This window comes from Burkholderia dolosa, assembly GCF_902499135.1.
Lineage (GTDB): Bacteria > Pseudomonadota > Gammaproteobacteria > Burkholderiales > Burkholderiaceae > Burkholderia > Burkholderia dolosa.
Genome location: NZ_CABVPR010000020.1, coordinates 54,454 through 67,193 on the forward strand (window position 1 = coordinate 54,454; position 12,740 = coordinate 67,193).

Genomic DNA, 12,740 nt, shown 5'->3' on the forward strand with positions numbered 1-12,740 from the left:
CGTACGAAATTGGCGCGTTGCTAGGGTAGAGCGCGAGCATTAGAATGTCCTGAATTGTCTGAATCCCTACCCCGAGAGGCGAGCGCGCTTGATTCTTTACGAGTATCCGTTCAACGAGCGAATTCGCACGCTGTTGCGCCTCGAAGACTTGTTCGAGCGCTTCACGTTCTTTTTGGCTCAAGAGGACCCGCGTGAGCACCACGTCGCGCTGACGACGCTGTTCGAAATCGCCGAGGTGACGGGCCGCGCGGATCTGAAGTCGGATCTGATGAAGGAGCTCGAACGTCAGCGTCAGACGCTCGCCCCGTTTCGCGGCAACCCGGGCATCGAGCAGAACGCGCTCGAAGCCGTGCTCGGCGAGATCGAGCAGACGCTTGCCAATCTCGCGCAAATGCAGGGCAAGACCGGGCAGCACCTCGTCGACAACGAATGGCTCGCGAGCATTCGCAGCCGAGCGGTGATTCCCGGCGGCACCTGCAAGTTCGACCTGCCGTCGTACTACGCGTGGCAGCAATGGCCGGCCGAGCAGCGGCGTCAGGATATCGCGAAGTGGATCATGCCGCTGTTGCCGTTGCGCGATGCTGCGGCGATCGTGCTGCGCCTCGCACGCGAATCGGGTCAGGCTTCGAAGGTCATGGCGATGCAGGGCAGCTATCAGCAGATGCTGTCCGGCCGCAGCTATCAGCTGATGCAGGTGTGCGTCGCGCCCGAGCTGCACGTGATCCCCGAAGCGAGCGCGAACAAATACATGCTGTGGGTGCGGTTCACGATGCAGGACGGCGACGTACGGCCGCGCGCGGTGGACATCGACGTGCCGTTCCAACTGACACTGTGCAATCTGTAACGGCCGCGGGCCGGTTTGATGCTTTCGTATGACGACCGTTGTGAAATGCCCATCGTGCGGCGCAGAAGTGCGCTGGACGCCTGAAAGTCAATTCCGCCCGTTCTGCTCGGCCCGCTGCAAACAACTGGACCTCGGCGCGTGGGCGGCCGAAAAGTACCGGATCGGCGGCACGTCGGACGAGGGCCCCGCATCGGAAGAGGACGGCACGGACGGCCGCCGCGACAGCTGAACAGCGCGCGGCTACCGCCCGCGATATGACGGCCGCCGCAATTTGCTCGCGGCCGCACCACGGCGTCAGCGCGACGCCGCTTCCTTCTCGAGCAGTTCGAGTACCGGCAGCGCCGCCGGCAGCAACGGCGCGACGTCGACCGGAAGCGACTGCCACACGAATGCCTGCCCTTCCTTGCTGTGCGGCTCGCCCGTCCAGCCCGTCACCTTGCAGAAATAGAGCCGCACGTATGCGTGCGGATAATCGTGCTCGAGCGTATGCCAGCGGTGGCTGGCCGTGACGACGATGCCGAGTTCCTCGTGCAGTTCGCGCGCGAGCGCATCCTCGACGCTTTCCCCGGCTTCCAGCTTGCCGCCCGGAAACTCCCAGTAGCCTTCGTACGGCTTGCCCTGCAGCCGCTGCGCGAGCAGATAGCGTCCGTCCGGCTGCACCATCACGCCGACCGCGACTTCCGTCACCTTGCGGCCGTCGGGTGCGTTCGTGTCGCGCGGCTGTGCGAGCTCGTCGGCGCTCATGCCTGCTCCTTGCGGCCGGACCAGTCGCGTGCGAACTGCCAAGCGACGCGGCCCGAGCGCGAGCCGCGCTCGAGCGCCCACACGAGCGCGTCGCCGCGTGCGGTCTCGATCTCCGCGTCGGCGCAGCCGAAATGGCGCAGCCAGTGCGCGACGATGTCGAGGTAATCGTCCTGCTTGAACGGGTAGAAGCTGACCCACAGCCCGAAGCGCTCCGACAACGAGATCTTCTCCTCGACGACTTCGCCCGGATGAATCTCGCCGTCCGGCAGATGCTTGTACGACTCGTTGTCGCTCATGTATTCGGGCAGCAAGTGACGGCGGTTCGACGTCGCATAGATCAGCACGTTGTCCGACTGCGCGGCGATCGAGCCGTCCAGCGCAACCTTCAGCGCCTTGTAGCCCGATTCGCCGTCTTCGAACGACAGATCGTCACAGAACACGATGAACCGCTCGGGACGCGGCGAGATCAACTCGACGATGTCGCCGAGATCGTGCAGGTCGTCCTTGTCGACTTCGATCAGGCGCAGGCCGTCCCTTGCGTACGCATTCAGGCACGCCTTGATCAGCGACGACTTGCCGGTGCCGCGCGCGCCCGTCAGCAGCACGTTGTTCGCCGGCTTGCGCTGCACGAACTGCCGCGTGTTCTGCTCGATCAGCCCTTTCTGGCGATCGATGTTGTGCAGATCGTCGAGCGTGATCGTCGAGGCGGCCGGCACCGGCTGCAGATAACCGCGCCCCTGGCGCTTGCGCCAGCGGAACGCGTGTGCGGCGTTCCAGTCGACGGCCGCCGGTGCGGGCGGCAGCATCGCCTCGAGACGGCCGAGCAGCGCTTCCGCGCGCGTCAGAAACTGTTCGAGTTTGTCCATGTCGTTCGAGCGCTCCCGATCAGGAGCGGTAATCCGCGTTGATGCTCACGTAATCGTGCGACAGGTCGCACGTCCACACCGTTGCCTGCGCGTCGCCGCGGCCGAGCAGCACGCGGATCGTGATTTCGCTCTGCTTCATCACGCGCTGGCCGTCTTCCTCCAGGTAGGCCGGATTGCGGCCGCCCGCCTTCGCGACGAGCACGTCGTCGAGATAGAGGTCGATCTTGCCGACATCGAGATCCGTGACGCCCGCGTAGCCGATCGCCGCCAGAATGCGGCCGAGGTTGGGGTCCGATGCGTAGAACGCCGTTTTCACGAGCGGCGAATGGCCGATCGCGTAAGCGATCTGGCGGCATTCGGCGACGCTGCGGCCGCCTTCGACCTGCACGGTGATGAACTTCGTCGCGCCTTCGCCGTCGCGCACGATCAGCTGCGACAGCACCTGTGCGACTTGCGTCACCGCGTCGCGCAGCGCCGCATAGGCCGGCGAATCGGTCGACGTGATCGCCGGCAGCGCGCTCTTGCCCGATGCGATCAGCATGAACGAGTCGTTCGTCGACGTGTCTCCGTCGATCGTGATGCAGTTGAACGAGCGATCGGCGACCTCCTTCACGAGCGTGTCGAGCACCGGCTGCGCGACCGTCGCGTCGAACGCGAGGAAGCCAAGCATCGTCGCCATGTTCGGCTTGATCATGCCGGCACCCTTGCTGATGCCGGTCAACGTGACCGTATGGCCGTCGATCGTCACCTGCCGCGACGTCGCCTTCGGCAGCGTGTCGGTCGTCATGATCGCCTGTGCGGCGTCGTACCAGTTCGCGGCGCTGCGGTTCGCGAGCGCGGCCGGCAGCCCGGCCTTCAGGCGGTCGACCGGCAGCGGCTCGAGGATCACGCCGGTCGAGAACGGCAGCACCTGCGCCGGCTCGATGCCCGCGAGGCGCGCGAGTTCGACGCAGGTTTCGCGCGCGTTCTCGAGGCCCGGCTCGCCGGTGCCCGCGTTCGCGTTGCCCGTATTCACGACCAGTGCGCGAATGCCCGCGCCGCCGGCGCGCACCTTCGCGAGATGCTCGCGGCACACGGTCACCGGTGCGGCGCAGAAGCGGTTTTCGGTGAATACGCCGGCGACCGTCGCGCCTTCATCGACGGAAATGACCAGCACGTCCTTGCGATTCGGCTTGCGGATGTTCGCTTCCGCCCAGCCGAGCGTGACGCCGGCGACGGGATGCAGTTGGGCGGGATCGATCGACGGAAAATTGACAGCCATGGGGCACACCTGCCGGATGGAAAATGCCGGCACGCGCCGGCATCGATTGGAAGAAACGGCGGCCGCATGCGCGGGCCGCCGCAACTCGCGTCACTGCACGAAGCTGCGGACGAAGCGGCACGCGGGCCGCGCGCCGCCGTCGATCATGACAGCTTCCCGTGACAGTGCTTGTATTTCTTGCCGCTGCCGCACGGGCACGGGTCGTTGCGGCCGACCTTCGGCATCTCGCCGCCGGGACCGCTGTGGGTCATTGCGCTGCCGACCATGTCGGCCGTCGCGGTGGCCGCCGCGACGGCCGCGCCGCCCGCGACCGGCGCGCCGGTTTCCGCGAATTCGGCATGCTGGTACTCGACGTTCTCGAGATGACCGCCGCGCTCCTCGATCTGCTCGGCGGCTTCCTCGAGCTGCTCGGGCGACTGGATCTGCACGTTCATCACGATACGCGTGACTTCCTGCTTGATCGCATCGAGCATCGCTGCGAACAGTTCGAACGCTTCGCGCTTGTATTCCTGCTTCGGGTTCTTCTGCGCATAGCCGCGCAGGTGGATGCCCTGGCGCAGATGGTCGAGTGCCGCGAGGTGCTCGCGCCACAGACGGTCGACGGTCTGCAGCATCACCGAGCGCTCGAACGCGCTGAACGACTCGCGGCCGACCAGCGCGACCTTCGCGTCGTATTGCTCGTCGGCGGCCGTCGTCACCGCTTCGAGGATTTCGTCGGCCGTGATCGCCGACGACTCGTTCACCATTTCCTGGATCGCGAGATCGAGCTGCCAGTCGTTGCGCAGCACTTCCTCGAGCTCGGGCACGTCCCACTGCTCTTCGATGCTGCCTTCCGGCACGAACTGACGGACCACGTCGGCGATCACGCCATGGCGCATCGCGGTGATCGTCTCGGTGATGTCGTGTGCTTCGAGCAGTTCGTTGCGCTGCTGGTAGATCACCTTGCGCTGATCGTTCGCGACGTCGTCGTATTCGAGCAGCTGCTTGCGGATGTCGAAGTTGCGCGCTTCGACCTTGCGTTGCGCGGACTCGATCGAGCGCGTGACGATGCCGGCCTCGATCGCCTCGCCTTCCGGCATCTTCAGGCGATCCATGATCGCGCGCACGCGGTCGCCGGCGAAGATGCGCAGCAGCGGATCGTCGAGCGACAGATAGAAGCGCGACGAACCCGGATCGCCCTGCCGGCCCGCGCGGCCGCGCAGCTGGTTGTCGATCCGGCGCGATTCGTGGCGTTCGGTGCCGATGATGTGCAGGCCGCCCGCGGCCTTCACCTGCTCGTGCAGCGTTTCCCACTCGTCGTGCAGCTTCTGGATCCGGCGCGCCTTTTCGTCGGGCGGAATCGAATCGTCGGCTTCGATGAACGCGGCCTGCTTCTCGACGTTGCCGCCGAGCACGATGTCGGTACCGCGACCGGCCATGTTGGTCGCGATCGTGATCGCGCGCGGCCGCCCGGCTTCCGCGACGATCGCGGCTTCGCGCTCGTGCTGCTTCGCGTTCAGCACTTCGTGCGGCAGCCCGGCCTGCTTCAGCATGTTCGACAGCAGCTCGGAATTCTCGATCGACGTCGTGCCGACCAGCACCGGCTGGCCGCGCTCGTAGCAGTCGCGGATGTCGCGGATCACCGCGTCGTAGCGCTCCTTCGCCGTCTTGTAGATCTGATCCTGCTTGTCGATCCGCTTCGGCGGACGGTTGGTCGGGATCACGACCGTCTCGAGACCGTAGATCTCGTTGAATTCGTACGCTTCGGTGTCAGCGGTACCGGTCATGCCGGCGAGCTTCGCGTACATCCGGAAGTAGTTCTGGAACGTGATCGACGCAAGCGTCTGGTTCTCGCTCTGGATCTTCACGTGCTCCTTCGCCTCGACCGCCTGGTGCAGGCCGTCGGACCAGCGGCGCCCGGCCATCAGGCGGCCGGTGAATTCGTCGACGATCACGACCTCGCCGTTCTGCACCACGTAGTGCTGATCCTTGTGGAACAGCGTATGCGCGCGCAGCGCCGCATACACGTGGTGCATCAGCGTGATGTTCTGCGGCGCGTACAGGCTTTCGCCTTCGCCGATCAAGCCCCACTCGGCAAGCAGGCGCTCGGCTTTCTCGTGACCGGACTCCGTCAGGAACACCTGCCGCGACTTCTCGTCGAGCGTGTAGTCGCCCGGCTTCTCGACGCCGGTGCCGTCGGCCTTCTCCTCGCCGATCTGGCGCTCGAGCAGCGGCGGCAGCGCGTTCATCCGCACGTACAGCTCGGTGTGGTCTTCGGCCTGGCCCGAAATGATCAGCGGCGTGCGCGCCTCGTCGATCAGGATCGAGTCCACTTCGTCGACCACCGCGAAGTTCAGCCCCCGCTGCACGCGCGCGTCGGTCTCGTACACCATGTTGTCGCGCAGGTAGTCGAAGCCGAACTCGTTGTTCGTGCCGTACGTGATGTCCGCCGCGTACGCCTGCTGCTTGTGCTCGTGGTCCATCCCGGACAGATTGATGCCGACCGACAGACCGAGGAAGTTGTAGAGGCGCGCCATCCATTCGGCGTCGCGCTGCGCGAGATAGTCGTTGACCGTCACGACGTGCACGCCGCGGCCCGCGAGCGCGTTCAGGTACACCGGCAGCGTCGCGACGAGCGTCTTGCCTTCGCCGGTACGCATTTCGGCGATCTTGCCGTAATGGAGCACCATGCCGCCGATCAGCTGCACGTCGAAGTGGCGCATCTTCAGCACGCGGCGGCTCGCCTCGCGGCACACCGCGAACGCTTCGGGAAGCAGCTTGTCGAGCGATTCGCCGGCCGCGATCCGCTGACGGAATTCGTCCGTCTTGCCGCGCAACTGGTCGTCCGTCAGCTTTTCGATCTGCGTTTCGAGCGCATTGATCGTCGCGACGGTCTTTTGGTATTGCTTGACGAGCCGCTGGTTGCGGCTGCCAAAAATTTTCTGGAGAAAACCGGTTGTCATCGGATCGGATCCTGCGTCGCAGCCCCGGCGTCCGGCGCGTCGCGCGCCCCGACGCCGAGCCCCGGCGGCTTAGCGAATGAGTGGATTCAAACGACGAATTTTAGCACGCGGGCACGCATGCGCCCGTGTCGCGGCCGCACATGCGCCGGCCGCCGGCGCGCCGGCCGGACGCGGCGAAAGCCGCGCGTATGCAGGCCGGCGCGGGTACAATCGGCGTCAATGTCCGCGCGCCCACGCGCCCGAAGAATGCCTCGATGAACCGATTTTCCAAGCGTTTCGGCCCGCTCGCCGCGCATCGCCCGCAACCCGTGTCCGAAGTGCTGGGCCGCACCGACGCGTTCGCAGCGCTGCGCGCCGGCGTCGAGCAGGTTGCGTCGCTGCAGCGCGATCTCGGCGCGCTGCTGCCCGACTATCTTGCGAATCATGTCGAGCCGGGCTCGATCAAGGACGGCACCCTGACCCTCTTTGCCGCGCACAACGCGCTGGCCGCGCGGTTGCGGCAGGTCGAGCCGCGGCTGCTGGCGGATCTGCAGAAGCGCGGCTGGCCGGTCGCGACGCTGCGCGTGCGGGTGAGGCCGAAGGACGCGCCGGAACCGCCGCGCGTGAAGCAGGCGCGGATGACGTCGGCCGGCGCGGCCGCGTTGCGCGAACTCGCCGATCACCTCGAACCGTCGCCGCTGCAGGCGGCGCTTGCGCGGATGGCCGCGCGACACGGCGCGAAGCCGCAGAAGCCGCCGAAGCCGCAATAACGGCCCGCGCAACCGTCGGCCGCGCGGACAACAAAAAAGCGGCCCGAAGGCCGCCCGTCCTATCGTCCGTGCCGCGCGCCGCTCATGCGAATGCAGTTTGCGCGTCGAACGCGAATCCTTTCGGCGCCGCCTGCGGATCGTCGAACGTGACGATCTCGTACGCATCTTCATGCGCGAGCAGCTCGCGCAGCAGCGCGTTGTTCAGTCCGTGCCCGGACTTGTACGCAGTGTACGCAGCCAGCAGCGGATGGCCGACCACGTACAGGTCGCCGATCGCGTCGAGCATCTTGTGCTTCACGAACTCGTCGTCGTAACGCAACCCGTCGTTGTTCAGGATCCGGTACTCGTCGAGCACGATCGCGTTGTCCATGCTGCCGCCGCGCGCGAGACCGAGCTCGCGCATCATTTCGACTTCGTGCGCGAAACCGAACGTGCGCGCACGCGCGATCTCGCGCACGTACGACGTGTTCGCGAAGTCGACCTCGAGCTCCTGGCCGGTCTTGTCGACGGCCGGATGACGGAAGTCGATCGTGAACTTGAGCTTGAAGCCGAAATACGGATCGAGACGCGCGAACTTGTCGCCATCGCGGATTTCGACCGGCTTCTTCACCTTGATGAAGCGCTTCGGCGCGTTCTGCTCCTCGATGCCCGCCGACTGGATCAGGAACACGAACGACGCGGCGCTGCCGTCCATGATCGGGATTTCCTCGGCCGTCACGTCGACATACAGATTGTCGATGCCGAGGCCTGCGCACGCCGACATCAGATGCTCGACCGTCGACACGCGCGCACCATCCTTCTGCAACACCGACGCGAGCCGCGTGTCGCCGATCGACATCGCCGATGCGGGGATGTCGACGGGCGTCGGCAAGTCGACGCGCGAGAAGACGATCCCCGTGCCCGGCGCGGCGGGGCGGAGCGTCAGTTCGACCTTGCGGCCCGAGTGCAGACCGATACCGACGGTCTTCACGATGGATTTGATGGTGCGCTGCTTCAGCATGATGGTCTTCTTCTTGATTGACGATATCAATCAGGAGTTATATTCGATAGGCGCGATTATAGCGTAATTCCCTATTCAACGCTGTTTGAAAGTGCGTATCAATCTGTTTCGGCCGTTTACCCGCGCCGATACGGGACGGGCCGATGCCCGGAACGGAGGCGTTTCCGGTCATCGGCCCGTGTTACAACTGCCCCGACGCGAGCGAGCAGCGTTGCCGGCAGGCAACGGCTCACCGCACGATCAGGACGTCAACGTCTTCAGCACACTCGCCGCATCGCTCACTTCGAATTTGCCCGGCGCTTCGACGGCCAGCGTCTTGACCACACCGTCGTCGACCACCATCGCGTAGCGCAGGGAACGAATTCCCATGCCACGCGCGGACAAATCCTGCGTCAGCCCCAGCGCATGAGTGAAAGCCGCGCTGCCGTCCGCGATCATGCGCACCTTGCCCGCGGTGTGCAGATCACGTCCCCATGCGCCCATCACGAATGCGTCGTTGACGGACACGCACCAGATCTCGTCGATGCCCGCCGAGCGCAACCGCTCCGCGTGCTCGACGTAGCCCGGCACATGCTGCGCCGAACAGGTCGGCGTGAAAGCGCCCGGCAATCCGAAGATCACCACGCGCTTGCCCGCGACCTGATCGCGCACGCCGAAGGCATTCGGCCCCGGCGTGCAGCCTGCGCGCGCGTCGTCGACGAACTCGAACAATTGCGCGTCGGGCAGCGCGTCGCCCACTTGAATCATGGCTGGTCCCTCATAGCGATACGGTTTTTCGGCGTGTCGCGGACAGCACGGCCCCTCCCGCCTCGCTCGCGCGAAGAGGGCACGTCTCCCGGCCCGGCGTCGCAGCCGACGCGGCCTGTCGTGGTCCGTAGCATCCGTCACGCCGGCTACACCGCGGCACGGGGCCGCGGCTTCGCCTGTGTGCGTCAGTCAGCCTGCTTGCGCAGGAAAGCCGGAATGTCGTACGTGTCGACACCCTTTTCCTGCAGCGCCTGCACGTGCGATGCCGCGGTTTCGCGCGAATTGCGCCACACCGCCGGCGTGTCGAGCGCGCCGTAGTCGGCCGTGCTGACGTGATGAGCCGGTGCATAGCCGTTGTGCGATACCGCGTTGACCGGCTGGTTGTCGGTACCCGTGCGCAGCAGCGTCATCGGCGCGGACTGCTGCTTCTTCGCTGCCCGGCCCAGCCCCGTCGCGACCACCGTCACGCGCAGCGCATCGCCCATCGCGTCGTCGTACACCGCACCGAAGATCACCGTCGCGTCTTCCGCCGCGTAGCTCTTGATCGTGTTCATCACTTCGCGCGTTTCCGACAGGCGCAGCGAACGGCTCGACGTGATGTTGACCAGCACGCCGCGCGCACCCGACAGATCGACGCCTTCGAGCAGCGGGCTCGCCACCGCCTGTTCGGCCGCGAGGCGCGCGCGATCGACGCCGGCGACCGTCGCCGTGCCCATCATCGCCTTGCCCTGCTCGCCCATCACCGTCTTCACGTCTTCGAAGTCGACGTTCACGAGGCCGTCGACGTTGATGATTTCGGCGATGCCGGCGACCGCGTTGTTCAGCACGTCGTCCGCGCACTGGAAGCACTTGTCCATCTCGGCGTCGTCGCCCATCACGTCGAACAGCTTGTCGTTCAGCACGACGATCAGCGAGTCGACGTGATCCTCCAGCTGCTGCGAACCGGCTTCGGCGACGCGCATCCGCTTGCCGCCTTCGAACTCGAACGGCTTGCTGACGACACCGACCGTCAGAATGCCCATCTCCTTCGCGATCTGCGCGACGACCGGTGCCGCGCCCGTGCCCGTGCCGCCGCCCATGCCGGCGGTGATGAACACCATGTGCGCACCGCGCAGCGCATCGGCGATGCGCTCGCGCGCCTCTTCTGCCGCCGCGCGGCCCATTTCCGGCTTCGCACCGGCGCCGAGGCCCGTGTTGCCCAGCTGGATCACCGACGGTGCGCGCGAACGCGACAGCGCCTGCGCATCCGTGTTCATCACGATGAAGTCGACGCCCTGCACGCCACGGTTGATCATGTGCTGCACGGCATTGCCGCCAGCGCCGCCAACGCCGACCACCTTGATGATGGTGCCGTTGGTTTCGGTTTCCAGCATTTCGAATTCCATTGTTGCCTCCGTCAAGAAAATTGCTGCTACTCGGCCGTTATTCGGCGGAAGATCGGGCAACCTTCCGTCGCGCGCCAGCCGCCGGCACCAGCGCGAATTTCGATTCGTTTCGTCCCGGAAAAACGCCGGACCGCTCCGGGTTTCCGTCACTCCGTCCGGCTCGGCATGCCGAGCCGCCGGTACTTAAAAATTGCTCAGGAACCACTCCTTCATCCGCGAGAAGATCTGCCCCGCGTTGCCGGACTGCACGGCGACCTTGCGGCCGCGCATGCGCTGCGCGCTGCCTTCGACGAGCAGCCCCATCGCCGTCGAATAGCGCGGGTTGCGCACGACGTCGGCGAGGCCGCCTGCGTACTCCGGCGCACCGATGCGCACCGGCTTCAGGAAAATGTCTTCGCCGAGCTCGACCATGCCCGGCATCATCGCGGCGCCGCCGGTAATGACCACGCCGGAGCTCAGCAGTTCTTCGTAGCCCGACTCGCGCACGACCTGCTGCACGAGCGAGAACAGCTCCTCGACGCGCGGCTCGATCACCGCGGCGAGCGCCTGGCGCGACAGCGTGCGCGGGCCGCGCTCGCCGAGGCCCGGCACTTCGACCATCTCGTCCGGATCGGCGAGCGCCTGCTTCGCGATCCCGTAGCCGACCTTGATGTCTTCCGCGTCGGGCGTCGGCGTGCGCAGCGCCATCGCGATGTCGCTCGTGATCTGGTCGCCGGCGATCGGAATCACCGCCGTGTGGCGAATCGCGCCTTCCGCGAAGATCGCGATGTCGGTCGTGCCGCCGCCGATGTCGACGAGCACGACGCCGAGATCCTTCTCGTCCTCGGTCAGCACCGCGAGCGACGACGCGAGCGGCTGCAGGATCAGGTCGTTGACTTCGAGCCCGCAGCGGCGCACGCACTTGACGATGTTCTGCGCGGCGCTCACCGCGCCCGTCACGATGTGCACCTTCACCTCGAGGCGGATGCCGCTCATCCCGATCGGCTCGCGCACGTCTTCCTGGCCGTCGATGATGAATTCCTGCGTGAGGATGTGCAGCACCTGCTGGTCGGTCGGGATGTTGATCGCCTTCGCGGTCTCGATCACGCGCGCGACGTCGGTCTGCGTGACTTCCTTGTCCTTGATCGCGACCATCCCGCTCGAATTGAAGCTGCGAATGTGGCTGCCCGCGATGCCCGTGAACACGTTGGTGATCTTGCAGTCGGCCATCAGCTCGGCTTCCTCGAGCGCGCGCTGAATCGACTGCACGGTGGCCTCGATGTTGACCACCACACCCTTCTTCAGACCCTTCGATTCGCTCTGGCCGAGACCGATCACCTCGTAATGCCCTTCGCCCTTCAGCTCGGCGACGATGGCCACGACCTTCGACGTGCCGATGTCGAGGGCAACCAGCAGATCCTTGTAGTCTTTGCTCATAAAGTGCTCTTGCGTGTGATCTCTCGTTACTTCTTGCGCTTGTCGGTATCGGGCAGGAACCGCATGCCTGCCGCGCGAATCGCGAATCCGTTCGGATAGCGCAGGTCCGCGTACTCGATGTCGTTGCCCCAGCGCTCCGTGACGGCCGGCCACGCGGCGACGAGGCGCTGGGTGCGGTCATGCAGCGTATCGCTGTTGCGCTCCCTGCCCAGCTCGACCTGCATGCCGTTCGACAGCTTCACCGTCCACGCGTAGCGCGCCGACAGCGTCACTTCTTCCGGCGCCGCCTTCAGCGGCGCAAACCATTTCTCGAAGTCGCGATACCGCGACACGACTTCCTTCGCACTGCCCTCCGGGCCGTCGAACGCGGGCAGCTCCTGATCGAGTTCGCCTTGGTTCGCGGTGAACAGTTCGCCGTCGACGCTCACCAGCTGGCTGCTGCCCCACGTCCCGAGCGGTTTGTACTCCTCGAGCGTGACGGCGAGCGCGTTCGGCCACACGCGGCGCACGCTCGCGTGGCGCACCCACGGCATCTGCTCGAACGCCGCGCGTGCCGCGTCGAGGTCGACCGTGAAGAAATTGCCCTTCAGCCGGCCGACCACGCCTGCGCGCACCGTCGGCGTGTTGATGTGCTCGGTGTCGCCGTCGATCCGGATCTCGCGCAGCGCGAACGTCGGACGCTGGATCAGCCAGTAGCAGCCGGCCGCCGCCAACACGAGCAGCAGCAGCGCGTACAGCGCGCTGGCGGCAAGGTTGAGTTGGCGAACGTTGTTCCACATACGTCGT

General features: G+C 65.9%; 12 protein-coding genes. 3 read left to right on the forward strand and 9 right to left on the reverse strand.

The window, feature by feature from the left end:
- Positions 1-88 precede the first annotated feature (88 nt).
- Both zapD and BUB20358_RS11615 read left to right on the forward strand, forming a co-directional pair.
- Positions 89-844 carry a cell division protein ZapD gene (gene zapD, locus BUB20358_RS11610; protein WP_035973093.1) on the forward strand — a complete coding sequence of 252 codons (756 nt, stop codon included), beginning with the start codon at positions 89-91 and terminating at the stop codon, positions 842-844.
- 28 nt (positions 845-872) lie between these two features.
- Positions 873-1,073, forward strand: a complete 201-nt coding sequence (locus BUB20358_RS11615; protein WP_035973094.1) for a DNA gyrase inhibitor YacG — start codon at positions 873-875, stop codon at positions 1,071-1,073.
- Positions 1,074-1,138: 65 nt separating this feature from the next.
- Here the strand turns inward: BUB20358_RS11615 and BUB20358_RS11620 are convergent, their stop codons facing one another.
- From BUB20358_RS11620 to secA, 4 genes are all read right to left on the reverse strand, one after another.
- Entirely contained in the window at positions 1,139-1,588 is a 450-nt protein-coding gene (locus BUB20358_RS11620; protein ID WP_035973095.1) for an NUDIX domain-containing protein, read from the reverse strand.
- Positions 1,585-2,454, reverse strand: coding sequence for an ATP-binding protein (locus BUB20358_RS11625; RefSeq protein ID WP_035973096.1), 870 nt, complete (start codon positions 2,452-2,454; stop codon positions 1,585-1,587). The genes BUB20358_RS11620 and BUB20358_RS11625 overlap by 4 nt, the downstream gene beginning before the upstream one ends.
- A 19-nt stretch (positions 2,455-2,473) precedes the next feature.
- Positions 2,474-3,715, reverse strand: coding sequence for a bifunctional glutamate N-acetyltransferase/amino-acid acetyltransferase ArgJ (gene argJ, locus BUB20358_RS11630; RefSeq protein WP_035973097.1), 1,242 nt, complete (start codon positions 3,713-3,715; stop codon positions 2,474-2,476).
- Between the two features lie 143 nt (positions 3,716-3,858).
- Complete coding sequence (secA, locus tag BUB20358_RS11635; protein ID WP_035973099.1) at positions 3,859-6,657, reverse strand: preprotein translocase subunit SecA; 2,799 nt, start codon at positions 6,655-6,657, stop codon at positions 3,859-3,861.
- Positions 6,658-6,911: 254 nt separating this feature from the next.
- On the opposite strand from secA, the gene BUB20358_RS11640 reads away from it, so the two are divergent.
- A complete protein-coding gene (locus BUB20358_RS11640; protein ID WP_035973432.1) occupies positions 6,912-7,406 on the forward strand; it encodes a DciA family protein in 495 nt (164 codons plus the stop codon).
- Positions 7,407-7,488: 82 nt separating this feature from the next.
- Here BUB20358_RS11640 and lpxC read toward each other — a convergent pair whose 3' ends face one another.
- From lpxC to BUB20358_RS11665, 5 genes are all read right to left on the reverse strand, one after another.
- Positions 7,489-8,406 (reverse strand): UDP-3-O-acyl-N-acetylglucosamine deacetylase, encoded by a 918-nt coding sequence (gene lpxC, locus BUB20358_RS11645; protein ID WP_035973100.1) that lies wholly within the window; start codon positions 8,404-8,406, stop codon positions 7,489-7,491.
- 240 nt (positions 8,407-8,646) lie between these two features.
- Positions 8,647-9,153, reverse strand: a complete 507-nt coding sequence (locus tag BUB20358_RS11650; RefSeq protein ID WP_035973101.1) for a peroxiredoxin — start codon at positions 9,151-9,153, stop codon at positions 8,647-8,649.
- Positions 9,154-9,338: 185 nt separating this feature from the next.
- Positions 9,339-10,538 carry a cell division protein FtsZ gene (gene ftsZ / locus BUB20358_RS11655; RefSeq protein ID WP_035973103.1) on the reverse strand — a complete coding sequence of 400 codons (1,200 nt, stop codon included), beginning with the start codon at positions 10,536-10,538 and terminating at the stop codon, positions 9,339-9,341.
- Positions 10,539-10,721: 183 nt separating this feature from the next.
- On the reverse strand, positions 10,722-11,954 hold the full coding sequence (gene ftsA / locus BUB20358_RS11660; RefSeq protein ID WP_035973105.1) for a cell division protein FtsA: 1,233 nt from the start codon (positions 11,952-11,954) through the stop codon (positions 10,722-10,724).
- A gap of 26 nt (positions 11,955-11,980) precedes the next feature.
- A complete protein-coding gene (locus BUB20358_RS11665; protein ID WP_006765259.1) occupies positions 11,981-12,733 on the reverse strand; it encodes a cell division protein FtsQ/DivIB in 753 nt (250 codons plus the stop codon).
- Between the last annotated feature and the right edge of the window lie 7 nt (positions 12,734-12,740).